The sequence below is a fragment of the Clostridium frigidicarnis genome (genome assembly GCF_900111985.1).
Lineage (GTDB): Bacteria > Bacillota > Clostridia > Clostridiales > Clostridiaceae > Clostridium_Z > Clostridium_Z frigidicarnis.
On sequence record NZ_FOKI01000003.1, the window covers coordinates 64,613 to 91,609 of the forward strand.

19 protein-coding genes are annotated in these 26,997 nt (G+C 28.1%); 1 reads left to right on the plus strand and 18 read right to left on the minus strand.

Going from position 1 to position 26,997, the window contains the following annotated elements:
- Positions 1-183 precede the first annotated feature (183 nt).
- The 4 genes from BM119_RS02430 to BM119_RS02445 all read right to left on the minus strand — a co-directional run bounded on the left by BM119_RS02430 (position 184) and on the right by BM119_RS02445 (position 6,762).
- Entirely contained in the window at positions 184-2,358 is a 2,175-nt protein-coding gene (locus tag BM119_RS02430; protein ID WP_090038581.1) for a transcriptional regulator, read from the minus strand.
- Positions 2,359-2,852: 494 nt separating this feature from the next.
- Positions 2,853-3,545, minus strand: coding sequence for a sugar phosphate nucleotidyltransferase (locus tag BM119_RS02435; RefSeq protein ID WP_090038583.1), 693 nt, complete (start codon positions 3,543-3,545; stop codon positions 2,853-2,855).
- 30 nt (positions 3,546-3,575) lie between these two features.
- Positions 3,576-4,556: a DMT family transporter gene (locus BM119_RS02440; RefSeq protein ID WP_090038584.1), complete on the minus strand. Its 981-nt coding sequence runs from the start codon at positions 4,554-4,556 to the stop codon at positions 3,576-3,578.
- Between the two features lie 352 nt (positions 4,557-4,908).
- Positions 4,909-6,762: an NTP transferase domain-containing protein gene (locus BM119_RS02445; RefSeq protein ID WP_090038586.1), complete on the minus strand. Its 1,854-nt coding sequence runs from the start codon at positions 6,760-6,762 to the stop codon at positions 4,909-4,911.
- A gap of 658 nt (positions 6,763-7,420) precedes the next feature.
- Between BM119_RS02445 and BM119_RS02450 the strand changes: the two genes are divergently transcribed.
- The gene (locus BM119_RS02450) at positions 7,421-9,070 is read left to right on the plus strand and encodes an N-acetylmuramoyl-L-alanine amidase (protein WP_177199290.1); all 1,650 of its coding nucleotides are present in this window, start codon (positions 7,421-7,423) and stop codon (positions 9,068-9,070) included.
- Positions 9,071-9,281: 211 nt separating this feature from the next.
- Here the strand turns inward: BM119_RS02450 and BM119_RS02455 are convergent, their stop codons facing one another.
- From BM119_RS02455 to ppcA, 14 genes are all read right to left on the minus strand, one after another.
- A complete protein-coding gene (locus BM119_RS02455) occupies positions 9,282-10,121 on the minus strand; it encodes a C40 family peptidase (protein WP_090038589.1) in 840 nt (279 codons plus the stop codon).
- A gap of 432 nt (positions 10,122-10,553) precedes the next feature.
- The gene (locus tag BM119_RS02460; protein WP_090038590.1) at positions 10,554-11,555 is read right to left on the minus strand and encodes a C40 family peptidase; all 1,002 of its coding nucleotides are present in this window, start codon (positions 11,553-11,555) and stop codon (positions 10,554-10,556) included.
- 490 nt (positions 11,556-12,045) lie between these two features.
- Positions 12,046-13,497 (minus strand): oligosaccharide flippase family protein, encoded by a 1,452-nt coding sequence (locus BM119_RS02465; protein ID WP_090038592.1) that lies wholly within the window; start codon positions 13,495-13,497, stop codon positions 12,046-12,048.
- A gap of 13 nt (positions 13,498-13,510) precedes the next feature.
- Positions 13,511-14,389 (minus strand): dTDP-4-dehydrorhamnose reductase, encoded by an 879-nt coding sequence (gene rfbD, locus BM119_RS02470; protein ID WP_090038593.1) that lies wholly within the window; start codon positions 14,387-14,389, stop codon positions 13,511-13,513.
- Position 14,390: 1 nt separating this feature from the next.
- Entirely contained in the window at positions 14,391-15,461 is a 1,071-nt protein-coding gene (locus BM119_RS02475) for a glycosyltransferase family 4 protein (protein ID WP_090038595.1), read from the minus strand.
- 21 nt (positions 15,462-15,482) lie between these two features.
- Positions 15,483-16,307, minus strand: a complete 825-nt coding sequence (locus BM119_RS02480; RefSeq protein WP_090038597.1) for a LicD family protein — start codon at positions 16,305-16,307, stop codon at positions 15,483-15,485.
- A 16-nt stretch (positions 16,308-16,323) separates the two neighbouring features.
- A complete protein-coding gene (gene rfbC / locus BM119_RS02485) occupies positions 16,324-16,881 on the minus strand; it encodes a dTDP-4-dehydrorhamnose 3,5-epimerase (RefSeq protein WP_090038599.1) in 558 nt (185 codons plus the stop codon).
- Positions 16,882-16,897: 16 nt separating this feature from the next.
- Entirely contained in the window at positions 16,898-17,899 is a 1,002-nt protein-coding gene (locus BM119_RS02490) for a glycosyltransferase family 2 protein (RefSeq protein WP_177199291.1), read from the minus strand.
- A gap of 60 nt (positions 17,900-17,959) precedes the next feature.
- The gene (locus BM119_RS02495) at positions 17,960-19,423 is read right to left on the minus strand and encodes an O-antigen ligase family protein (RefSeq protein ID WP_090038602.1); all 1,464 of its coding nucleotides are present in this window, start codon (positions 19,421-19,423) and stop codon (positions 17,960-17,962) included.
- Between the two features lie 120 nt (positions 19,424-19,543).
- Positions 19,544-20,566 (minus strand): glycosyltransferase family 2 protein, encoded by a 1,023-nt coding sequence (locus BM119_RS02500; protein WP_177199292.1) that lies wholly within the window; start codon positions 20,564-20,566, stop codon positions 19,544-19,546.
- Positions 20,567-20,820: 254 nt separating this feature from the next.
- Complete coding sequence (locus tag BM119_RS02505; protein ID WP_090038605.1) at positions 20,821-22,338, minus strand: lipopolysaccharide biosynthesis protein; 1,518 nt, start codon at positions 22,336-22,338, stop codon at positions 20,821-20,823.
- Positions 22,339-22,534: 196 nt separating this feature from the next.
- Complete coding sequence (locus BM119_RS02510) at positions 22,535-23,320, minus strand: N-acetylmuramoyl-L-alanine amidase (RefSeq protein ID WP_177199293.1); 786 nt, start codon at positions 23,318-23,320, stop codon at positions 22,535-22,537.
- A 652-nt stretch (positions 23,321-23,972) separates the two neighbouring features.
- Complete coding sequence (locus BM119_RS02515) at positions 23,973-24,476, minus strand: hypothetical protein (protein WP_090038608.1); 504 nt, start codon at positions 24,474-24,476, stop codon at positions 23,973-23,975.
- A gap of 904 nt (positions 24,477-25,380) precedes the next feature.
- Positions 25,381-26,997 carry a phosphoenolpyruvate carboxylase gene (ppcA, locus tag BM119_RS02520; protein ID WP_090038609.1) on the minus strand — a complete coding sequence of 539 codons (1,617 nt, stop codon included), beginning with the start codon at positions 26,995-26,997 and terminating at the stop codon, positions 25,381-25,383.

A 26,997-nucleotide genomic window follows, 5' to 3' on the forward strand; every position in this document is an offset into this window, starting at 1 on the left:
TTTCCATCCTCCTATTTTGTATTTTATTTATAATTAAAAATAGTAATAAAACTACCACTATTTCAATTAACATTTAAGTTAATCTAATTTTTGTACTTTTACATATGTCTAAATTAGTTTTCTATTATAATGAGCCTATGTTTTTATAATTTTATTTAATCTTAGTATTTTTACACATAAGTTTTAACTAATTACGCTTCTTGTAATATCAACTTCTAAGTTCTTAATATTTCCATTAAATACAAGGTCTATATTGCATGTACCACTCTTTTCATCTATTAAGAAGTTAATATCGTCTCCTTCTTGGATAATAGAGTTTACATAACCTTTATTTGATGTCCATTTACTCTTGACACTGTTTGGATTATTACTGAAGAATTTAATAATATTGTCTTGCTTAAAGTCATTTGTATGGAATCTTAACATTCTTTCTATATAAGTTGTTACTAAGGTCTTATATATTGATTCAAAATCATTATTAGTTGCCTGTAAACTTCTAGCCTTATATATTGTTATTTGCTTAACATTTTTACCTTCTAATTGAGCATTTTCTGATGAGAAAACAAAACCAAAATTCTTTCTATTTATTGAATTTTTTATTTCGTTTGTAAAACCAGAAATCTCTTTAGCTAATGTAGTTGTAACTTTTAAGCAATTGTCTGCTGATTCTATATCAAATCTAATTCCTGGATATTCAGGTTGTACATTTTTATAAGCCTCTCTTAAGAACTCAGGGCATTGATATGCAGATACAATACCTGCTGCCACATAAGACCCTCCAATGTAAACTCCTTCTATCCAAAGTTTAAGAATATCTTCTTTTTCTTTAGATAATTCTGCTGAACCACCTTCTGAAAGTACCATTCTTTTGTCTATAATAACTCCAGATTTGTCTTTAGGTATTATAGTAAAGTTTGGTATACATGGAATTGCAAATTCACTAAAATCATTACGTATTAGTGGAGAACATTTGTCTATAAATCTATCAATTCCAGAAGTAGCTATATGATTAAATGTAGTATCTTCTCTTGCTTCAAAACTGAAGAATACTTGTATCCTATATTTTTTAATAGAATCTAAAAGCATTGATAAATCTTCCATGCTTGTTCCATCTATTTTCTCAACTTGATTATTTCCTCTAAATCTTTCTCTTCTTACTTTAGATTTACTTTGACTTTCAAGCTCTAATGATGGAACAATTCCAAACCAAATAGTATTATCAAAATCATTTTTATCATTTACTGTGCTTAAATAAGTTGTTAATCTAGGTAAATTATTTGAACTAACCATTCTGTTAAGTTTTGTGTTTGTTACTAATAATGTTGGTTGCATACCTACGCTCTTTGTTCTATATTGATCAAAGAACATTTTTACTCCAACTATTTTTTCAACCAATGGCTTAACAGTTTTAACAAAATCATCTTTAGCACTTTTATAAAATTCTAAATATGTATTATAGTTTGAAACCTCTAATTCTACGTCAATTTTACTTTCCATAGTAGAAGCCAATGGACAAAATGTTCTTACAACTAAACTTTTAACATAGTCAGTTTTAACATCATTTGCTTCATTAACAGCATCATAATCTTCTTCAAAAGCCTTGATTAATCCAACATTTGCATTATCATCTAAGCTTACTAAAGATTTTTCTTCATTTTTTGGTGCTTCTAAAACTTTTAGTTCACCATTCTCACCCATACTTAGAGCCCCTATTTTAAGCTCTACGTTATTATTCTTATTTTCTTCTTCCCCAAGAAGCAATCTTGTCTTAATATCCTCAATTGCAAGTGGGAGCATAGCCATAATATTATTATAATTACTACTTGCTTCTTCAAACATGTAGTTAAGTTTATCTCCTAAATCTAACTTACTAGGATCTTCGTCTTCTAAATCTTCATACTTGCTATACATGTATTGAATTTCTTTTCTAGATTGTCTTATATCATCCATTACTTTTTTTGGTGATATCATATCCAATAAATTTTCAAATTTAAAATCCACATTAGCTATACCTTGGGCACTTTTAGTGTCAATTAAAGTAAATAGCATTTTTAGGAAATCATTTGATTGGTTAACTGGTATTTCTGTTATACACTCCGGTGGTAGGTTTTCTGGTTTCTTTAATGTGTACATAACCTTTTGATTTGTTGCATTATAAAACGAATAAACAACGGGTGAGAATTTTTCTAAGAATTCGTCAAAACTTTTTACTAAAAGATGTTCATTAATTTCTTTTATTTTATCGTCATTTAAACTATTTAATCCTTTTGTATCACCTATTATCGAAAGTAAGTCTAATTTCTCTGGATTTATTTCCTCAAATAGTATCGTCCTATTTGTTTGTTGAATAACTTCCATCATTTCACTCCTTTGTAATAATTGTCTTGAGGACATTATAATATTTACCATTTATTTTTTCAACCTTAATTTTAACTGTAAATATAATGGACTTAAAAACAAAATTAAACTTTATTGTATTTTTTAATTTATATATTAATTTTTAAATAAAAATTGTAAATTTCTTAACATTTTTGTTAATTTCTTAAAAACAATGTGTTAAGTTTATATTTTACTTTTTTTTCAATTTATTTTTAACATGTCATTTAAATACATTATTTTCAAATAATTGTTTTGTCAATTGTTTAACAGCCTCTATTTAATCCCAAAAATATATGTATTAATATTGTCTAATTTACTTTTTTATGTAGTTTTATTTTTTTTCACATTAAACCCGTTATAGATTTTTATATAAAAAAAAAGCATTCATAGTTTTTATTTCAAAACAATAAGCACTTTTTCACCTATAGCATTAATAGAAAAAACAAATACATCTTTTTACTATTATTTAAAATTTATATAGAACCTTTAGCTAAAAGTTCCTCTACTTCTCTTAATTCATCTAAAGAATCAATCTCATAAGATGCAGTAGAATCTATTTTTTCAATATATACATTCAAATCCTTTAAATTATCCTTAACAATATCATCCCAATAAAGATTAGTAAAACTTCCACCATCTATTACACTTTCAAGTCTTTCCTTAATTAAAGCTCCATCTCTTTCACTCCAATAAGATATACCACAAAGTATATAACCATCTCCATCTCCAACTTCTATATCATATACTTTATTATTTTCATCAAACTTTAAAATCCATTCCCCTTTAAATCCTTCTTTATATCCTGAAAAATACGTTGAATCTTCAACCTTTTCTTTAAATATATTTTTATGTAAATAAACATCTGCATCTATTACATAAGAATCCTTTAAATAATCTCTAACAAGGTACATGGTATATATATTGTTATAAACATTATACTTATCATTATGCACAAGCTTAACACCGTATTTTTCCTTTAAATACTCAAACTTTTCATTTAAATATCCTGTTAAAACTATTATTTCTTCTACTCCCACTTCTCTTAAATACTCCACTTGCCTTTCAAGCATAGGCTTGCCATTAACCTTAACTAAAGATTTTGGAGTTTCCAAAGTTAATGGTCTTAATCTAGTTCCCATACCTGCTGCTAATAATATCGCTTTCATTGTAAATTTCTCCTTACTTTTATTTGTTATTTAATTATATTCCTCTGTGAGATCAACCATTGCTCTAGGGTTTCCAGCAACTAATATTGTTCCACAAAGTACAATAACACTTCCTAAAACAAACTGAACAGTAACAGGCTGTTTTAAAAAAACTATTTGAATTAAAATGGCCCACATGGAATAAGTTATATTTAAAGCGGTACTTCTTGCTGCTCCAATTAAATTAATTGCTGAATAATAAAACAAATAAGAAGTAGTCCCAACTAATGCAGTGGCAGCTAATATAATCCAAGTTGGTTGCCTAAATACTTCTATTGTTACACTATGTGCTGATAATAATGGAAGTATTATTATTCCATAAAATATAGCCGAAGTTAATTGTCTTATGTTTAATGCTTCTTCTGGAGTAACATCATCCTTCATACCATAAGCACATATTACACTTTCAAGTCCCCACCCTAATACTGTACCTAAAGCACATAGTAACCCAATGATAAATGTTCCTTGAAGTGCTATATTTCCTCCACTAGAATATCCAATTACTATAACGCCAAAGACACTTAAACCAATACCCATCCAAGCTCTTTTTTCAAGCTTTTCCTTTAGAAAAATAAATGCAAAGAATGCTCCCGCCGCTGGATAAACAGATGTTAAACTTGCAGCATAAGCTGGTCCTATGTATTTAACACTTAATGTATAACATGTCATTCCAACTGGTCCACCAAGAAGTGCTCCAAGCATTATAAAAAGTCCACTTCTACTTTTCATAGATTTAAATACATTTGAAAGATTACCCTTTAAAATTTGATACATTGTTATCCAAATAGCTGAGAATGCATCATGTAAAAAAGTACTAACAAAAGGAGCAAACACTATAGCTTTTTCCACATCCACAAAAGGTGTCATAGTCAAAGCAATTCCTATTAAAACAGTATCAATTCCCCATGTGATACCTGAAATCAAAGCCGAGCCAATTCCAAACTTAACAGTTCTCAAATCCGTTGCCTTCATATTAAATAACTCTCCTCATATATTTATTAAGTTGAAAGTTGAGAATTGAGAGTTGAAAGTTATGGTTGGTTTTTCTACGAAAAACCTAAAATTTAAATTATTAGTTTTCACAAACAAAAATACCCTTCATTCTCCATTTTCAACTAACATAAGTTCTCAATTTTCAAATGCTGAAACTCAACACTTAAATACTCTCGTAACTTTTAACTCCCTTTGTTAAATTAAAAGTTAAAGTTTTAAAATTACAGTTGATTTTTCTAAGAAAAATCTAAAATTAAATTATTAGTTTTTGTGAGCAAAGTGAATGAAAACATCCTTTACTCTCAATTCTCCACTTTCAATTTTCAACTACCTATAGTAGCATCTGGTGAAGTATTTCTAAGTTTTTCTTCGCCCTATTATATCTATCTATACCATAAGTTCCAAAATCATCACCTTTAGCTTCTTTTAACTTTGTCCAAATACTCCAAAGTAAATCTTGGAATATCTTATGAATTAAAATTCTCTTTTTTATGTTTAAATCAGGGTCTTCTTCAAAATAAGTTCTTAAAAATAATTCTTCATCATCATCTGAAAAATTACATTCAATTATATGTGCTGCTAAATCCCACATTGGATCATTCATTCCACTATATTCCCAGTCAATAAGATACATCTTATCATCACCACTTTTAACAAAGTTTTCTGGTACAGTATCATTATGAGCAGGAACTTCCTTAGCACCAAGTTCTACTAAAAGCTCTTTTAAAGGAATAACTTTAGCTCTAATTTCTTCATAATCATCAAAATTCCTTCCGTTAGCTTTTTCAAGTAAATCCTCATAAAGCTTTATTTTACCCAAGATATCAAAAGAATTATTTAGCTTTACATCAGAATTATGAAGAGTTTTCAAAAGTTTTGTTGTCATTTTCATATTGCTCTCTTTTGAAGCTGAAGTTCCTGTTAAAGTCTCAGCATTTTCTATAAATTCACTAATTTTTATTCCCTTAACCTCATCAAAACATAATACATGAGTATCAAGACCTAGCTTAAATCCTATTTCTGCATTTATCTTTTCATCTTTTCTACTTATCATTTCTTCAGTTCCTGCACCAGGTACTCTTAAAATATAGTTCTTGTTATTTATAGAAACCTTATAATTTTTATTAGTCATTCCTCCTGCTGGAACTATTTCCCCTATACTATCTTCATTTACATTTAAAGCTTCAACAACGTACTTTCTAAGACTTATTGTTTTTATCTCAAGCTCTTTTCTTCTAAGTTTTGGATAAACATGATTAACAACATTATGGTAATGATCTTTTGAATCAATCTCTGCCCAAACTAAATCATCAATTTTTGTATATCCTATGTCATAGTACCTAGCCACATCTAAAAGAGCATACTCATAATTTAAATAAGGATTTTTATTATATCTTTCATACTCCTTTAACATCTTATTGAAAGCTTCATAAGAAAGTTTACTTATACCTATCATCTCTCCATCTATTTTATTGAACATATGCTTGTCTTTTGATATTTTATAAAGAAATCCATCTCTTATTTCTACAAAAGCTTCATCACCTGATCCACTTTCATTGGTTATTAATACACAATCCCTTGCAGAATTTTTTAATACTTCCTTTATGGCTCTTTCTTCAAATACCAAATCATTCTCTATAAGTAAGAAATCACCCTTAATATAATCCTTAGCTAACGCTAATGATGCCATAGTACCTGTCCACTTAAATTTAGGATTTTCAACTAATTTTATGTTTTTAGCTTTAGAGTAATCCTTGTAATAAGAGCTTTCATACCCTACAACAATTGTAATATCTTCTATGCCCCTATCTTTTAATAATTCTATTATTCTATCAATAACTGTCTCATCTTTAAGTTCTAAAAAACCTGTTGGTTTACCAAATTCTTTTCTACTACCAGCCCCTAATATAACAGCTTGTTTAACCATAGCGCCCTCCCTGTGAAGCTTTATCTTTACACCATCAACTTCCTTTAAATTTTCTTCTAAAACCTTCATACCTTTTATAGTAACTTTATAATCAAACCCTCTGCTCTTCTTAGTGCAGCTTATATATTCATCTCTTGTTAATTCTTTAAGTATTTCATTTATTTTTCCAAGAGACATTTCTGTAGATTTAGATATTTGTCTCTGGCTTAAGTTTTTACCCTCATTTAAAGTCTTTAAAACCTTTAATTCCTTGTCCATAACTTTCCCTCCATAGTTCATAAACTAAACTTTCCTCTTATCATTGAATAAATCTTATTAATTTTAAATATCATTATTAACAACTTATATTCAAACGTTCATTAATTGAACGTAAATATTTCAAAAAAATATAAGCATTATTATACCTATACAATCATATTTCTATTTAACTAAATTCCAATGAGTTCATAAAATGAACTTAATATATATTATAAATACTTTACATATTTTAGTCAATATATTTTCACTTAAATACCTATTTTCATAACAAAGTCTCCTATATTTTTTAATTGTATAGCTTCATTATTTAATCTCTTAAGCTCAACATTTATTTCATTAAACTTACTTTTTGCCACTAAGATAAATCACACCTCAAATATGAATATTGTTCCATAATCCAACAAATCCATTTATTAATTATGTCCTATAAAAACCTATAAATTCTCACTGTTTTAGTATTTAGCCTAAATGTTCATAAAATCAATTAAATTTCCAACACAATTTTATACATTATATTTAAAGTTTCTTTGAATATTATCAAAAAACATATATATATGGAGTACTATTATGGTAATATTTAATGTGGATACCTTAATTCCTAAATTTGTACAAGCTATCCACTAAAAAAATAAATATTAGTTAAAGGAGATTGATGTACATGATTAGACGTCTTAAAAAAGGTGTATGTTGGGTTATTCTTATGTCACTTTTCATAAACCCTTCAATAACTACCTTTGCACAAACTGAAAATTCTAGTAAAAGTGATACTCAATCTACTTATTCTCAAAAGGATGTTGAACCTCTTGTTGATTCAAAAGACAATATTAATAATGTAGATGATTCGGCTAAAAATCCAACAATTCCAAGTGATAATAAGGTAGATGTTTCTAAATCTTCAAGTACTATGAACTACGGTTGGTGGGTACAAACTGACAATAACTGGTTTTACGTTAGTGATAATAATGTAAAATCAACTGGCTGGAAACAAATTAATAACTATTGGTACTATTTCGATAAAAATGGTGTCATGTTAACTGGTTGGCAATTAATAGACGGTGCTTATTATTACTTAAGATTTAATGGATCTATGGCTACTGGTTGGATAAAACCAGACAATGTATGGTATTACTTAAAAGATGATGGTTCTATGGTAACTGGCTTGCATACTATATCTGATAAAAAATATTATTTTAATAACAATGGTGATATGCAAGTTGGATGGCAACAGATAAATGATAAATGGTATTATTTTGATTGTAATAATGGTAATATGTGCACTGGCTGGATATGGACAAGTACTGGTTGGTACTACTTAAATGCAGATGGAATTATGGCTACAGGTTGGATAAAGTTAGGTCAAGACTGGTATTATCTAAATCAAAACGGTACAATGCTAACTGGTTGGCAGACTATTGGTGGACAACGTTACTATTTAAGAGATAATGGATCTATGGCTGAAACTTGGGAAATGATAAACGGTAAATGGTATTATTTCAAACAAGGATCTGGCTCTCTGCTAACAGGATGGTTATTTTTAGGTAATGTTTGGTATTATTTACTTGCAGATGGTTCAATGGCAATAGGAACTCATAAAATAGATGGTGTTAATTATTATTTTGATTCTAATGGAGTTTGGAACCCTGAAGGTGTCAAAAAACTTGTGGTTGTAGACCCTGGACATAATCATGGTGGAGACTATGGAAGCGAAAAATATCATGATGGAATAAAATACTCCGAAACTGAACTTGACATGCAGGTTGCTTTAAGAGTTAAAACTCAACTTGAAAGCAAAGGTTATGATGTAAAATTAACTAGAGAAGAAAGCGATAGATTTTACGATGATTTAAGTGTAAGTTTAATGAAAAGATATTCTCTTGCGAATAATTCTGATGCAAAATTATTCGTAAGCTTACACCATGATGTAAGTGATAATTCTACAGTACAAGGAATAAGCACTCATTATAGTACTTATCGTCCTAATATAGATAATGAAGGCGTAATAGTTGGAGATGATCCAAATGGCTGGTATTCTGGAGTATATATAGATACAACTCCATGTGAGGCTGCAGTTAAAAGTAAAAAATTAGCTGAAACTATAGCTACAGATTTAAGTTTTCAAATGGGTTATAATAATAGAAAAGCCCACGATCATAATTTAAGTGTAACTGTAAATACTAATATGCCATCATTATTAATTGAATGTGGTTTTATAAGTAATAAAGATGAAGCTGAAAGAGCTAATAATTTTAAAAATCAAGAGAATATAGGAAAAATTGTTTCAAGCGCAGTTGAGAGTATAATAAAATAACAAGTCAAAGATGCCATGTATATTTTGTGTCAGACAAGAAAGTGATATCAGCTCATAGTCTATGCTATGAACTAATATCGCTGACGAAGTATGACACAAAATAGACTAGCATACTGACTTGTTATTTTTTTGAATGTACTTTATACTTTTTTTTCATAAAAAAGAAGATTGCTACGAATGATTACGTAACAATCTTTTTTAATTGCATAATTTATTTTACAGCTCCATCAGATCCTATTGTCTTACCATCAATTACTGTATTTTTTGCCATACTTCCATCATTATATAAATAGTATTGTTTTCCACTTACAGTAATCCAGCCTTTTTGCATAGCTCCATCATTTCCTACATAATACCATTTACCTTGATCTTCAATCCATTTATTAGAATCCATTACTCCATCTGAAACAAAGTGATAGCACTTTCCATCAACCCATTCCCAACTGTTAACTTTCATGTATCCAGCATTATCAATGTAATAATATTTATTATTATCTGAAATCCAAGAACTATATACAAATTGATTGTGATCTAGGTAACACCATCTATTAGAGTTCTTAATCCATCCTTCAATTCTTCTAACTGTATACAGCTTGTCTGATCTACTTGATAAAGAACTTTCTTTTACAACATCACCAGTACTTGGTGCATGCACATAAGTATCTCCACCTAAGTACATTCCTACATGGTGTGGTCCACTTTCACTTCCAAAGAAAACTAAATCTCCTGATCTAGCATCTGAAAATGAGACGAACTTATTTTTATCCGCTGCTGTATTTTTAGCACCATATTGACTTTCACTTGTCCTATCTATACTATTACCAAGTCTAGTATTATACACATAATACATTAACCCAGAACAGTCAAAAGAATTAGGACCCGTTGCCCCATATACATATGGTTTGCCCTCTTGAGCTTTAGCTATACTTACAGCTTGAGATGCACGATTATTAGTATATGTTGTTGCTGCACTAGCTGTATATGTAACCATAGTAGTCATAGTCATCACAGCTCCTAATGCTAATAAACACACTTTTTTGATATTTTTCATAAATATCTCCCCCTTTTTATATTATACCAATATAATACAGTTATATTACTTTTAATGTCAAATTATTCATTTCTTACAAATCAACAATTTTCATTGACTTCTTTTAAGTTTATATCTTTTATTACATTGAAAAATTGTCGTTTTTTACTTTTTGTTATCATTTTGTAATCAATATAGTATTTTTTACTTTTATTTTCCAAATATGTAAACATAGGAATAATTATAGCAACTAGTGTTGAATCATTAATGAAATAACATATTGTTAATTACTAGACATAACTATAAACTCAAAAATAAAAAATTGCCACGTGAAAATTTCGTAGCAACTTTGTTATCATATATTAATATTTTTTATTAACTCATAAAAGAGTTATATTATTGCAATCTGCCACTGACTTAAAATTATCAATTATTATTGCAACTAAATTAATCTTATCCTTTAATAACTGCTCCATCAAATCCTATTGTTTTACCATCAATTACTGTATTTACTGCCATACTTCCGTCATTGTAGAAGTAATATTGTTTTCCATTTATAGTAAGCCAGCTTTTTTGCATAGCTCCATCACTTCCTACATGGTACCATATATCTTTCCATTGGACCCAATCGTTAACTATCATAGCTCCATCATTACCCACATAATACCAAATCTCTTTATATTGAACCCAATTATTTCTGTCCATTGCTCCACTTGGTTTTACATAGTAACATTTACCATTGTCCCAAAGCCAATTATCACTTTCCATTATTCCACTTGGATTAAATTTATAACAACTTCCATCTATCCATTGCCAACTATTTTCTTCCATGTATCCACTATTGTTTATATAATAATAGCTATTGTTATCTAATATCCACTTATTATTAACTTCAGTATCAGCCACTAAAAATTTCCAAGAATTCGAAGATTGAAGCCATCCTTCAAGCCTTCTAACACTAGGAAGCAAATTTGATCTACTTGATAGAGAAGTCTCCTTAACAACTTCATTAGTTCTTGGAGCATGAATAAAAGTATCCCCTTGAAGATACATCCCTTCATGGGTTACATTATAACTAGACCCTCCAAAAAACACTATATCTCCTGGACGTCTATCATATATAGAAACATAATGACCCTTTTCTGCATTATATTGATCATTTGTACTTCTTCCTAATCCATTTTCTAAATTAATTTTAACATCTTGTCCATCTATTTTTAAAGAGGGCATCTGTCCAGTTGCATAATATATTAAACCTGAACAATCAAAACAGCTTGGACCAGTTGCACCATACTGATATGGTTTATTCTTTTGTTCAGTTACAATATCTACAAATTGCTTAGCCCTATTATTTGTTATCGTTTCCGTTGAAGCGTTAGCCACATATGTAATCATGGAGCTCATAGTTAATATAGCCCCTACCGTGAATAAACAAATTCTTTTTATATTTATCACTCACACATCCCCCTTTTTTGAATTTTAACATTATTATACATTCAAATTTTTCCATTGTCAATTTATTGTTATTATTTTTTTGATTTTTTTAACCAATTTGTTTTATTTTTGTAACCATTTTATGAATATAAATTGAAATAACTACATTTTTTATGTGAAACTCACTCTTACTCATAAAATCTTAATAATTTATTTTTATAGATTAAGCATTCATATACCCTATCAATGCTTAATACTCCATAATATGCAACTATCATAACTCAAAAATTCAACTTTCTAATTGTTACTTTTATGAGAATTAAACTTATAACTTTTATTAAATTTAGAGCTAAAAATAAAGAATTGAAAATTAATGTTGATTTTTTTACAAAAAGCTAAATTCAATCATTAGTTTTTTAATAAAATAAACAAAAAAAATCCTCAACTCTCTATTTTCAACTTTCAATATGTAAGTAACAAATTTAAGATAGTGACAAGTTATCAAAGCTTCTTAAGCTCTTTTAAGAAATTTATTCAAAATAGCAATTACAACTTCATCCTTAGTAACTAGAAGTATACCAAAATATACTGAACCGCATAGTATCATTGTAACTAATGTAATCATAACTGTAGATGCAAATATCATCTTAACCCCATAAGTTATTGGTATAAATAATAATGATATAAACAAATATTTAAACTTATCTAATTTAAATATAGGAATATCAACTTTTAAAACTCTAGTTGAATAGAAAAATTCTAGACTTATTAATATAATATTCGCCATTACTGTTGTCATAACTGCAGTAACTGGAGTTAATAATCCTGCTTTTGTTAACCCTATCTTTGCAATTAAATTAAATAATCCGCAACATATAATAAAGCATATAAGCACCTTTTCTCTTTTCTTAACATACATAACTTGATTTGACAAAATAGATTCAAATGCCAAAGTAATCATGTAAATTGTGAAAATTTGAAGTACAGGTACAGCGGGCAAAAACTCTGGCTTAGCATATAAAAGAATTATTTCTCTTGCCAAAACAGTTAATCCCATAGCTGCTGGAAATAAAAATAGACTTAAGCTCTTTGCAACTTTATTGAGTAGTTTTAAATAAGCCTTCTCATCATTAGCCGCAAGTATGTTTGAAAGTCTAGGTATTGTTACATATACAACTGACATTATAAATGCATTAATCATGTAAACAACATTTTGAGGTGTAGTATAGAAAGCAACCGTGTCTTTTCCAAGATTAGAACCTAAAAATAGTTTATCAAGTTGAGTATATAAAACATTTCCATTAGCCATAATTAATGCCATAATTAAATATTTTACATGTCTTCTAAATGTAAGACATTTTAAAGTAAATCCTATATCTTTAACTATAAAAACAAAACTTATTATATTATTTAAAAATAGAGCCACACTTATAAGCCCTGCATATATTAAATAATCCTCTGGTGTTTTAACTAATGTAAGTAATGCAACTATATATATAAGTTTAACTATTATAGTTTTAATTGTTATAAAATCGTACTTCTCTAATGCCTCATTGGCCCATTCTACATAAAATAAATTAGAAAATATACTAAATAAATATATTGCAAATATAGAAAAGCTACTCGTACCTTTATAGTTGAAAAATATAAACCCAGCATAGGCAAGAAGCACTATTATATTAGATGCAACTCCCAAAATAAAAAGTGATGAAAAAAGTTGTTTTAATTTTTCTTTATTGTCTCGTATTCTACTAATCTCTCTAAGACCATAGTTATATATACCAAAAGCTCCAAAAATCAAAAAATATTGATATATTGTATCTGCATAAAAAACTTCACCCATGCCATCTTTTCCGATAATCTTTGTAGCATAAGAACCTATTATTATAGGTACAACTATATTAAAAAGACTTAAGAGCGATTTGTACATCACATTTTTTACTAACGATTTTTCCTTAGGCATTTCCACTACCTCACTATTTAACACTCTCTATAAAACTTTTTAAAGCTTTTTCCCAGTGTCTCATCCCATTTCCTACTGTGCATTTTAACATCATATTATCTAATGATGAAAAAGCAGGTCTTTTAGCAGCTCTATCAAGCTTATCTGATGTTATTGGTTCTACTTTACATTCTATACCTGAAAATCCAACTATAGCTTTAGCAAAATCATACCAGCTACACTCACCTTCTCCTGTACAATGGTAAACTCCATACTCTTCAGTTCCAATTAATTTTAATATATGATAAGCTAAATCCTCTGCATAAGTAGGATTTCCTCTTTGATCGTTAACTACAGTTAATTGTCCTCTTTCTTTTGCTGCATTCATTATTGTTTTTACAAAGTTTTTCCCAACATGACCATATAGCCAAGCTGTTCTAACTATAAAATACTTTGTACAAAATTCCCTAACATATTGTTCCCCTAAAAGCTTAGTTTTACCATAAGCACTTACTGGGTTTGTAATATCACATTCTTTATATGGTATTGTTCCATTTCCTTCAAAAACATAATCTGTAGAAACTTGTATAAGCTTTGCTCCTATTTCTTCACAAACCATAGCCAAATTTCTAGCTCCTAATGCATTAACCTTAAATGCTAATTCATAATTTGATTCGCATCCATCAACATTAGTACATGCTGCACAGTTTATAACTGCATCAGGTCTTTCATTATTAAAAATCTCTCTAACCTTGTTTAAATCAGTTATATCCATAATATCTGAATCAAATCCTACTATTTTAGCATTTTTTAATTCCTTAGAAATCTCTCCAATATCACTACACCCTCTATCCAAAATATTGACTATTTGATTAGCCAGTTGTCCTTTAGAACCTGTAATTAAAATTTTCATATTAATCTCTCCCCTCAATAACTATTCTCCACTTATCTGCGATATTCTCCACATAATATTGTCTACTGTTCTCTATAGCATTTCTAGACATCTTAACTCGTAGATCTTTATCACTCATAAGTTTTTTCATGGCTTTGCTTAGCTCTTCAACATTGTTTTGTGGAACAATTAATCCATCCTCTTCATGTACAATTATTTCTCTTGGTCCAGTTCGTATATCAAAACTAATAGATGGTATTCCACAAGCTTTACATTCTACTAACATCATAGGGAATCCCTCTGTTTGAGATGTTAATACTGTAAATGCTGCTTCCTCATACTTTTTCTTAACATCACTGCAAAAACCTGAAAATATAATTTGACCTTCCATATTATATTCCTTAACCATATTCTGAAGTTTTTCTCTTTCATCTCCATCTCCCACAATTTCTAAAGTCCACTGAGGAAATTCCTTATGTATTAACTTAAATCCATTAATTAAATAATCAATAGACTTCTCGGTACTAAGCCTTCCAACACTTATAATCTTATTGCTATTTCCATCATAAGGTTCTTCATTTCTAAATGGAGTTGCATTAGGCATAACCATTGTGTTTTTACAGAACTTACTATATATTTCTTTATCTCTTTCTGTTAATAACACCAATGGATCTAATCTTCTATAAAAAATTCTTTCCATAATTCTAAAAACAATATTATCAAAATAATATTGTCCATGCTGACATGCTATTATTTTGGGTTTAATCTTATTTTTTAATATAGAGAAATAAACATTTGTTTTAGTATATAAACTAAATAATACTTCTATATCTATCTCATTAAAAAGTTTTTTATACATTTTAAGACCTTTAGTATGCTTCTTAAAAAAGTTTCCGCTATTATCATAATTTAAATACATTACATCAACATTATGGTCTAATTCAAATCCTATTTTAGAATTCTTAGGTGGTATTAAAGATATAATTTTTATCTTATATCCGTAAAATTTAGAAAAATGGTTTGCAAGCATACAAACCACTCTCTCAACCCCACCTACTGCAGTAATGTCCTCAACTAAAAATCCAACTTTCATTAATCTTCTCCTCAAGAAATCTTAGTTTAAATCCTTAATATAAACAGCGTCACTATGGGATGGCATTCTATATTCTTTTGGTGGTAGCTGTGTCCAATTCCCATATAATTTTTTTAAAAATTCATCGCTGTTATTTGGTATCGGAAATTCAATGCCCTCAAAACTATGTGTAGATAATGGAAAAATGTCCTGCTTATCTATATCTAACTCCCAAGGCACCTCAACCCCATAATTAAGTTTATTACTTGTTTTTCTATATTTAGTATTATATTTTTTATGTATTCTACCTAAATAATCATTATAATCTATTAATTTATATAACAAACCTAATGTCTTTAACCCACATATACCAATATTTTTAGGTAGATTTTTTATAATTGGCTTCTTAAATCTAGTTTTTGTATATGCCCTTAAAAACATTACATTAGTTATAGTCTTTTTCCTTTTAACATCCTCATCACTTAAAGTATCATATGGAAAAATATCTACAAACAACCCTGAGTGGGCATTATTATTATTTTCTTCCTCAAGGATCTTACTATTATTATCCTTTACCTTTATCCACGAAGCTTCAGAATATGTATCGGTTAAAGGAGTTTGAAGAAAATACTTTTCTCCAAACTCGCTTTGTGCAATGCTTATGAACTTTACGTAATCTTGCCTAAGCATACCTATGTCTAAATCATCATCCCATGGTATAAAACCATCATGTCTCATAGCACCAAGAAGAGTTCCTCCATCAAGCCAATATGTTATGTTGTGCTTTTTACAAATTCTATCTATTTCCCTCAAAATCTGAAACATTCTACATTGTGCTTCCCTTAAACTACAAACTCTATATTCCATAACATGCTCCTAAATCTTAAAGCTCTATTTTACAATGCTTTAATGTTTTCGCCTTTTTATCTTTTTCTGAAAGCAGTATTTCATCAATTCCTTCTATTGGCCATTGTATATTGATATCTGGGTCATTCCATGCAATTCCGCCTTCATATCTAGGATTGTATAAATTAGTACATTTATATACAAACTCAGCTTCATCTGACAAAACTACAAATCCATGAGCAAATCCTTCTGGAATATAAAACATTTTTTTATTTTCTTCACTTAAATGAACTCCTTGCCATTTTCCATAAGTTTCTGATCCTTTCCTTAAATCCACAGCTACATCAAAAACTTCTCCCTTTATAACTCTAACAAGTTTACCCTGCTGATCTTGAGTTTGGAAATGTAATCCTCTAAGTACTCCCTTTTTAGACTTTGATTGATTATCTTGAACAAACTGCATTGAAAGTCCTGCATCATTAAATTCTTTATAATTATAAGTTTCCATAAAGAAACCTCTATGATCTCCAAAAACTGTTGGCTCTATTATATACACATCTTTTATTTCTGTTTCTAAGAATTTAAACTTAGCCACTATAATCCACTCTCCTTTACTTTTTAAGTAAACATCCTTTTATTTTTAAGCATGCTAAAACATATGACTTTCCTAAATTATAATTAATATTATATAATTTTAATCTTATATTATCATTTTTACTTAATTTACATATAAAATTTTTATAATATTTATTTTCATTGATATTATACCCATAATTTTTCCAATTATAATAAAGAGCTTTATGTGATTCTCCTATTATATTAGACGTTACAACATTATAATAGTATAAGTGTTGAAATGCAAGTAATTCAAAATTCCCCTTAAATCTTTCATACTTACAGCTATAATCCAAATAAGTTTTTATTTTCTCTATACTCTTTAATATATCTAAAACCTTTTTAGAATCTGTTTTAGTTACACTTGTGCCTCTTTGTAAGTAATAATATAAGCACTTATTAACTTTACACACCTTCTTTGCATAACATGCTATATGTACACTAGTCGCCATATCCTCAGCAAATGCAATGTTTTCTGGGCATTTTATATTGTGCTTAATTAAAATTTCTCTTCGTATAAGTTTACTCCAAAGAGATAATGCTACCGAAGAACTTAAACATAATTCTAGGTATTCATCACCTGATATACATTTAAATGCTTCTTCTTTGTTTATTATATTTGTACCATCTTCATAGCTAAAAGCATAATTGTAGCAAACTAAATCAGCATCTTCATCTTTAGCTTTTTTATATAGAAGTTCTATGGCTGTAAAATCTACATAATCATCACCATCAATGAACATAACATATTCACCTCTAGCATGACTAAGACCTTCATTCCTTGCTTTACTAACACCCTCGTTCTTCTTATCTACAATAATTATTCTGTTGTCTAATTCTCTTAAATACTTTATTTTTAATAAAGTGTCATCTTTTGATCCATCATTGACCACAATAATTTCTATATCATCTTGAGTTTGATTCATTATAGACTTCATGCATACATCTATATATTTTTCTATATTATATGCAGCTACAATAACACTCACCTTAGCCACTAATATTCCCCCCCAGGTTGCTTCTTATAAAGCCATTATACTAAAAAATATACATATCTTTTAATATAAATTAGAATCTTTTAAATTTAAAAATTCTTCTCCCTTTATATATAGCATTGCTAAAGCCAAAACTATATAATAAGGAAAAAATCCGAAAGTATCTGAATTAAAACCACTCATCATAACTCCTGCTATTAAAGTAATGATTACCATACCAGTAACATCAAATCTACTATTTATAAATCTAGCTAAACATTGAATAGTTATACTTAGCCAAAGAATAACCCAAAGTGCAGCTCCAACAAATCCAAACTCTGCTAATATTCTAAAATGTATTGAAAATGCTGGTGGCCATGCTGCTGATTCTGGGTCTATCCAGTTCTTTATTTCATCTGATCGCTTAGTGTCATCATCTATATAATTAGATACATTAAACCCATATTGACCTAACCCAACACCTTTAATTGGATTATCCAAACTCATTTTTGTTGCCGCTTTCCAAAGTCCTGTTCTTGCAACATTGGACATATTATTTTCATCATTTAAAGATCCATATACATCTCCTAGTGCTAAAGAACTTGATGTATTTCTATCATACTCAACTCTTTCCTCTGAAGCTCTGTTGTAAAATAAACTATTTACACCAAATGCCATAACCATACTAATAATAGCAACAAGTATTGTATTTATAATGCTTCTTTTATTTTTACTTAGAAAAAGTCCATAACATAATATCATAGCTGCTTGAACTAAAACCATCATATATCCAATTCTAGATTTTGAGAAAAATATTAAAATTAATAAATATACATTTAATAAAACAAACCAAAAGTTTTTATTTGTTTTTTTTGTATAAATATAACTTGCTATAAATGGAAATGCAAAAGTCACAAACATAGCAAAATACGAAGCTTCTCCGCAAATTGATCTTACTCCTCTAGGATATAGATCTCCTCTAAAATACATATTTACAAAATAAGATATTCCTTTTAAAGCTTCATCAAAAACTCTTATATTTAAAAGATATCCTACTTCCATAAAAGAATATATTCCACATATAAGAAAACTTATTGTTACAAATTTTCTCATAAATGTCATACTTAATTTGTTTGATTTTACTATATAATAAACACAATAAAAGCTTAGAATACAGAAACCTAAAACCCCAACTTGAAGTATCAGTTTTTCTAGTCCACTTCTGCCCTTAAAGGTATTGCTCATTATATTACTAAAATTAAAAGCTGTTGAAATACATACCCATACTAAAAACGCCATAAGTATATAGATAGATATATTATTAATTCTATAAAATCTTCTTTTTACAAAAACCATATCTACAAATACTAGCATTATAATAAATATAAATACATATGCACTACCTTGCGCTCCAAGTTCCCCCATAAACTTTTTCATATATGGCAAATTCATAAAAGGAATACTTATTAGCATAACAGCTAAAGCTATTTTCAAAAATTTATCTATCCTACTTTCTCCATAAAAATCATTATTCATCATCATGTTCATCAATTACACTCCTTATACAACATCTGTTAACTTCAAATTTAAATATATTATTTCTGTATATTTATTATACTCATTTTTTCAATTTTAAAGTCATACACTACTATTTTAATATAACTAGCTTTATTCTCCAAATGTTATTATATCTTTATTAAATCTTTTAGTAAATTTAAATATTATACAAGCTAAATTATAGTTAAACAAAACAAGTCTACTTTTTAGTCTTTTATTAAAGGATAAGCTATTTATAAAATTCTTATAATGTATATTGAATCTTATTTTTTTTCTAGTATTCTTCCATCTACAATACATGTCCACTGTTACTTCATTGTTAGTCTTTGCTTCTATTACTCTATAATAGAACACATAAAGGTACTCAAAAAATTCTATTTCATCTTTTAGTTTATGGTATAAATCAATTTCATAAAAATATTGAGTTAAACAAATTACACTATCATATATGCTATAGCTTTTTTCATTGTTAGTTGCAGTAATCCTTTCAGGTCTTTGAATATAGTGAACAAAGGACTTATTAAATTTAATTATTTTTTTGCTATTATAAATTAATTTAATTAATGTACAAGCATCTTCTCCAAGAGTTATATTTTCAGGAAACAATATATTATGTTCAATAAAAAGCTTTCTTTTAAACATTTTATTCCATATTACCCCACTACTTTGACCAAGTAAAATTTTCTTTATATATTCAATGTTGTCTATACTATCATCATTAAACTCAAAGTAATAATCCATTATTTTTTTTCCATAATCTAAATAAAAATCACTTACTAAAATATCGCCATCTTCATTAATTAAGAATGAATACATTTCTTCTACTGCTGTATTTTCAACCCAATCATCTCCATCAAGAAACATTAAATAATCACCTACAGAAGATTTAATGCCTTGATTTCGTGCAGATGATACTCCCTTATTCTCTTTCTGTATAACCTTTATTCTTGAATCAACATTAGCATATTCCTCTATTATATCGTGAGTATTATCCTCTGACCCATCATTAATAACTATAATTTCAATGTTTTTAAATGTCTGATTTATTGCTGAATTTAGTGTTCTACCTATATATTTTTCAACATTGTAAGCAGGTATAATAATACTTACATCTACCATATCAATTTTAACCATCCTTCTTAGGCACATGACACTAAATAGACTTCCATACTGACTTGTTATTTTTTGAATGTGCCTTATATTTTTAATTTAATACTCTATTTTCATGAAATACTTTTATTATAAAATTTATTCTTTATAATGTCCAATTTACTTTAGGTACATGAAAGAAAATAACAAGTTAAAGATGCTATGTATATTTTGTGTGAAACAAGGAGTTTGCACCAAAAATCACCTATAATAACATTTACAGGTGATTTTTGCTATATTTAACTTTTAATTGATTTAATTTTAGATAAAATTAAATCTTTAAAATATATAAATTCTGGAGTTTTCCTATATAAAATAAATAAAAATACATTAATATACACTACATTAAACATACATTTAATTACAAAACTTCCTATACCAAATGAAAGCGGAATTTTATTCATTAAAAAATTTGATGTAACTAAAATAATGATTGTTATAACAGTCTTTTTAAAGTAATTATAAAAATAACCTGATACATTTCTTTTAAATACAATTCTATAAACTAGCACTGGTCTTATCCAAAATACAACAGCTAAGCTACTTGTTATTGTTCCTATAATTACTCCTGCAATACCAAACCACCTTGCAAGTATTATAGAAACCACGAAATTTATTAAAGCTTCAAAAATTGGTGCAAATCTATCTTCTTTATATATTCCTGCCGCTTCTTTAAATTTTTCTAAGCTTGGTCGCATATTAGTTATAAAAAAACTAACTATCATTAATGCTAAAACTATATTATCTAAATATAAATCTCCAACCCAAAGGTGTATAAAGTTATGCATAGTATTATAAATAGATATACTTATAAAACACACTACCCAAAAGTTAAAAAAGAATAATCTTTTAAATACTGTATATGTTTTTTCTTCACTAGAGGAACTAATTAAATTTCCTATACTTGACATTACACTTTCAAATATTTTACTAATGAGACTACCGAAAAAAGTTATAATCATTAAATAGTTACTATATGTTCCTAGATTTGTTAAGGTAACAAAATACGCCATTACCATATAATCTGTACCAAACACAACAAATCCACCTATTTTATGTAATGCTAGAGCTTTTAGATTTGTATATATACCTTGCTTAGTACTTATATCCAAAGTTCCTTCACATTCCAATACATGTTTATAATTTTTATTTATTATCCTATTTATTACTGAATAATATAAGATATTACAGACAGTCTCTACAATTAAAAATCCTTTATATGATTTGAATTTATATAAAACTGCTAATTGTATTAAATTTTTTAAAATTTTAAATATACCATCATATTTATATATAGTGTAGTTTTCTTGATACACATAAAGTAACGTAAGCTTGTGAGAAAAAAAGTAACTAAATGATGTATTTATTAAATATATTAAATAATACACTATTACATCACCCATAGGTACTTGACCTTTTGTAAATATACCTAAGAATGGTATAAATAAAACTCCACATACAAGCATAATAACGCCAGCAATTGCATACATCTTTCTATAAAGATCCATTATACCCTTTATTAACTTCACATTTCCTTCAGCTACTGGCTTATATAATGCAAACATTACTGCACTACCTATTCCCAGCTCTGCAAGATTTATTAAATTTAAAATACTACTAAGTAATGAATTTAATCCATTTATATCATTTCCTAGTTCTTTTATAAATGTACCTTTTACTACAAAAGTAAGTATTGATAACAATAAATAAAAAAACATATTATATTTTGCATTTTTTATTGCCTTTTTAGTTCTCACATTAACGACTCCTTATATTAAAAACTATTTTTCATTAAGTAACCTTATTATAATTTTTATTTATATCTTTGTCCAATCTACCTTTATATCTTTGTTGTAAAAGCAAAGAAAAATCATCCTAAATTCACATATTTAAGATGATTCTTATAGCAATATAAAAAATTTTTGTTAATTTAAAGTATGCTTACATATATATTTAATTTGCTTCTTCTATAGACCAAAACAAATTATCATTTTTTAAAGATTGGGCTATTGAATTCGCCTTGTCTTCAGGCATATTTTGAGTTTCTATCCATATTCCTGTATCATTACTTCTAACATATAATCTATCTAATTCACTAAAATATTTTTTAATTATGGAATTTATTTCAACTCCATACTGACCTTCTGGCAAATAGTTAGTAACTACGTATTTCATTCCATTTCCTCCACTTGGTATATCTTTACCTGTAACCCCTTTTACTATTGAATTAGCAATCCCCTTATCTCCAATGCTATTATATACATCTATATCATTAGTAGCCTCAACAAAAAATGGTTCAACAATTATAGCTGGCATGTTAGTCTTTATAAGTTCTGCAAGACCTCTTACATCTGCCTTTGCACCCCTACTTTTAAACCCTAAGCTAGAAAGCTGACTCTCTACACTAGTTGCATACTTTTCACCTGATGAGCTACCTATAGCATATATAACTTCACATCCTAAGCTTCCTCTATAACTATCATATGCATTATTAACGTGACAACTTACAAATAAATCAGCACCCCAATTATTAGCCATATTTATTCCATAAAGTAAACTATCTGATAATGTTCGATTTGCCTCTGGTGGAGTAACATCTAACACTTCATGGCCTAGACTTTTGAATCCTTCAAGCGCTAATTTATAATATTTTTCAGCTACATCAATTTCCTTTATTATTGCTTCAGCACCCTGATCTTGTCCGGTGTATTGATGACCACGCCTAACTGCTATCTTCATAGGTTTCCCTCCTTCTATCATAAACATGAGTTTATCTACTATATAAGTATGTATTTACTAATGCTATTGATTTTCAAAATTTAACAAAAATTCAAGCTTCAATCTTAATATATTTTTTATATACAATAGGTTAACTCGCCTAAACATTCAATTTGTTCTATATATATTTTTTTAAGTGACAAGTGACAAATTAAAGTTATCCGCAAATTTAAAATCTATAATATCCCATAAAAAATAACATTTAAGAATTCTTAAATGTTATTACCCTGATTAAGGCACATTGAAAAAAATAGCTGCACCATGTTATAATTGAGAGTTGACAGTTCAAAATTGACAGTTGTTGTTGAAAATCACAGATTTTCTTTAATAAGATTTTTTTATTTTAGAAATCTTATTAAAAAGATTTCATCCAATATCGTCAATTGCAAATTCTCATTTTTCAATTCAAAAGCCCTTTAACCTTAGGTTTTATCAGCATTTTAGGATTAAAAACTTCTATAATTTCTTATACACTAACAATAAAAAATAACAAGTTAGTATGATAATCTATTTAGTTATTTTTGCGTAACAATAAGTAGTAGCTTGTCCTATAACCCATGCACAGTATTGAAGTGAATGCATTATTAAAGATTATAAGACAAGCCATGAAAATTTATTTAATTGCTATTTCTAGAGTTGTTTTATTATTTATAACTGAATCATCCATTTCAATTAACAAGAAATAATTATAGACTATATTCTTATCATTAGAATTGATAGTTATTTTTTGTTGCTTAGGTTTTAAATCTATAGTAATAACGTTATCCTTATAATTTATACAATCAATCTTATAAGCCGAACCATTAATTTTATTTTCCCAGTTAACCTTTATAAGAACTAAGTTTTTACCAATAAAGTTATCCATAATATTTTTACTAATATTTGTTCCGTACTCTTTATCAAAATTAATAGCCTCATCTCTAGTATAAAATATAAAAACATCATTTTTATTATTATCTAGATCAGTATCCGTCACATTGTAGCATGGTAATGGTGTATGAATTAAATCATATGCTAGAGAGTCACAATTATCCTTTTTAACAGTTAAAACAATACTCATAACTAGAATAAGCAATATACAGGAGGAAAGTAAAAGTCCCCAATATATTTTTTTCATACAATCACCTCATTTAATATTACTGTGCTTATACTACTATTATATTCAAAAACTACTACTATGATAAATAGAATTTTCAGTTTATTTAAAATATTTTTTAAATAAATCATCTAAACATGAAACTAGAGGGGTAAACACCGTAAACAAGCAGATTTCACCTAGTATTCTAAAGTTCAAAAAGTATTACTTCCTAAATTTCAATAACTCACTCCGTTCAAACAATTGAAATTCTTAACGCAAGTAACACTTTTTGAACTAAGAATGCTTACGGTTTATCTGATAGTTTACTAACGTTTATCCCTCTAGTTTCATTAAATAATTTATTATTATAAGGATGTATAATTTTAAAAACAAAAATTTATCAAAACAGAAAAGTGCGATCTAATTAGCTGGCTATGCATATAATTCTAAGTTATAAAAAGGCATCAACGACTAAATTCCAATAACTTGCTTCACTTCGAACAGATTGGAATTCTTAACGCCATCAATGTTTTTTATAACAAGAATGATTAATGTTCGCCAGATAGTTTGCTAATGCTTAGCCCTCTCTTTTCTTTATAAAATTCCTTATACTCAAAAATATATATGTAATTTTAAGTATAATCAATTCACTAAATGAAGATTCGTTCTATCTGATAGTTTTCTAACACTTATATAACCAGACTTTTAGTACATATTCATTAAGAAAATTGAATAGACTTTGAAAAGCATAATGAATTCATAAAATTGCGCGGTTATCAGCATTTTGCACTAGAGAATTTATATAAATTTCTATACAATGACAAAAGGTCCGTAAGAATTTCTTCTTACCGACCTTTTGTAAAATTAAATTTAATTATCAGTTTTTGTGAACAGGGTGAATAAAAACATCCACAATTGTCAATCGTCCATTATCAATTTTCAATTAACCAATGCTTCCTCTTATTTTACCCATTCTAACAATCCACTCATTTAGGATTTTTAACTCCTCAGTTTTGCCAAGTATTTCAGTTTTTTCAATTCCGATTAAATGCATAACTATAGGTCTTGTTGTTTTTAAAAGAGTATGATAAAAATTATTTTCGTTCAAGTCTTCAAAATCTACCCCTAGATTTAGAATCTCATTAACTAGTCTCATATCCTCTTTATACTCTTGTCTTGCACTTTCATCTATAATTTTCTTTGCAACTCCCCCGTTAGCAAACTTAGCTGCAAAGCGTAAATCTTCTTTAAGCATTGGATAAAATTCAAGTAATTTATTTATTCCCTCATCACCATACTTATCCTTAATTTCTTTAAGACCTCTTCCCATACCCATTATTTCTGGTGGAAGTCCTATTGTATACATAGCACCTGTATAAGATATAGCTCTAGGCACTGCAAATTCAGTTGAATTATCTATTGAAAGAATTTCTTTCTTAAGCTTCTCATCCTTAACTAAATCTGCAATTTGATTTAAATCTGCCACTTCTCTATTATACTCAATTCCTGTTTTAGCCTTAGTTAATCTATCTCTATTCTTAGGAATAAAATCAGCTACAAATGATACTGTATTTATTACTTTTAAGAATGTAACTAAATAATGTTTTGAGAAAATCCCTATAAATTCCTTCATAAGTTGTATATCTTCTTCTTTAAAATTTCTATGAATAGAATTCTTAATGCCCTTATTTAATTTATTTGTAGCACTCTTAGTTTTTTCCGCTCCATGATCATATCTAAGAGCTGACTGGAAAGTAAAAGTTTTTATACCACTATAAGTTTCTAAAACCTTCTCTACATTCTCTTCTGTAAAATGTCCTCTAAAAGGAAGTGACCCACATCCTAATATAGGTGCCATTTCACAATTGTGCTTATTTCCCCATTTATAAGCTCTATCTATTGCTATTAAAACTGAAAGCACTCCTGAAATTAATCCATAAGACATAGCTGAATCTGAACGAGCTATCATAAATCTTAAATCATCAAGCTTAAATCCATTTCCCTCACATGTATGATAAAATTCATCAAAAATCTTATCTATATTTACAAGAGCTGGAACACTTTCAACTAAAGGTATTATTCTTACACTGTTAGGTTCAAAGTGTATTGGATAATTCTTATTTCCAAGTTCTATAACTGAATTTACTCTATCTTGAAACTGAGTAATTTCTTGACCTGTTTCAACCATAGGAACTACAACCTCTTTTATTGCTTGAGTTTTTGTAAGTTCATATGCTTGTACATTTGTCTCAACAATAGACATGATACTCATAAGTTGTCTAAAAACAGATTCCTTATTTGCATTAGGTATTCTTGGTGTTATTCTAACATCTTTTCCTGGTATAACATCTTTAGCAATTAATCCCAAAGCAATTTGTGATGTCTGATGATAAGGGGTTAACTTACCCTCAAAATCAATCATTACCTCATCTATTCCAAGTCCACCTTTATTATGTGGAGATAATCCCTCTATAGCCTCTTCTGGCTCCTGCTGTACCGAAATATAAATATCTACATTATCTGGATGTTGTGTCATCATCGAACTAGGAAATTTCTTCAT

What these genes read in the sequence shown, in the direction of transcription:
- BM119_RS02515 (WP_090038608.1), bottom strand. Translation starts at nt 24,476, where the DNA reads ATGAAAAAAATATATTGGGGACTTTTACTTTCCTCCTGTATATTGCTT.
- rfbD (WP_090038593.1), bottom strand. Translation starts at nt 14,389, where the DNA reads ATGAAAATTTTAATTACAGGTTCTAAAGGACAACTGGCTAATCAAATA.
- BM119_RS02450 (WP_177199290.1), top strand. Translation starts at nt 7,421, where the DNA reads ATGATTAGACGTCTTAAAAAAGGTGTATGTTGGGTTATTCTTATGTCA.
- BM119_RS02510 (WP_177199293.1), bottom strand. Translation starts at nt 23,320, where the DNA reads ATGAAGATAGCAGTTAGGCGTGGTCATCAATACACCGGACAAGATCAG.
- BM119_RS02455 (WP_090038589.1), bottom strand. Translation starts at nt 10,121, where the DNA reads ATGAAAAATATCAAAAAAGTGTGTTTATTAGCATTAGGAGCTGTGATG.
- BM119_RS02430 (WP_090038581.1), bottom strand. Translation starts at nt 2,358, where the DNA reads ATGGAAGTTATTCAACAAACAAATAGGACGATACTATTTGAGGAAATA.
- BM119_RS02465 (WP_090038592.1), bottom strand. Translation starts at nt 13,497, where the DNA reads ATGCCTAAGGAAAAATCGTTAGTAAAAAATGTGATGTACAAATCGCTC.
- ppcA (WP_090038609.1), bottom strand. Translation starts at nt 26,997, where the DNA reads ATGAAGAAATTTCCTAGTTCGATGATGACACAACATCCAGATAATGTA.
- BM119_RS02495 (WP_090038602.1), bottom strand. Translation starts at nt 19,423, where the DNA reads ATGAACATGATGATGAATAATGATTTTTATGGAGAAAGTAGGATAGAT.
- BM119_RS02445 (WP_090038586.1), bottom strand. Translation starts at nt 6,762, where the DNA reads ATGGACAAGGAATTAAAGGTTTTAAAGACTTTAAATGAGGGTAAAAAC.
- BM119_RS02435 (WP_090038583.1), bottom strand. Translation starts at nt 3,545, where the DNA reads ATGAAAGCGATATTATTAGCAGCAGGTATGGGAACTAGATTAAGACCA.
- BM119_RS02475 (WP_090038595.1), bottom strand. Translation starts at nt 15,461, where the DNA reads ATGAAAGTTGGATTTTTAGTTGAGGACATTACTGCAGTAGGTGGGGTT.
- BM119_RS02440 (WP_090038584.1), bottom strand. Translation starts at nt 4,556, where the DNA reads ATGAAGGCAACGGATTTGAGAACTGTTAAGTTTGGAATTGGCTCGGCT.
- BM119_RS02500 (WP_177199292.1), bottom strand. Translation starts at nt 20,566, where the DNA reads ATGGTTAAAATTGATATGGTAGATGTAAGTATTATTATACCTGCTTAC.
- BM119_RS02480 (WP_090038597.1), bottom strand. Translation starts at nt 16,307, where the DNA reads ATGGAATATAGAGTTTGTAGTTTAAGGGAAGCACAATGTAGAATGTTT.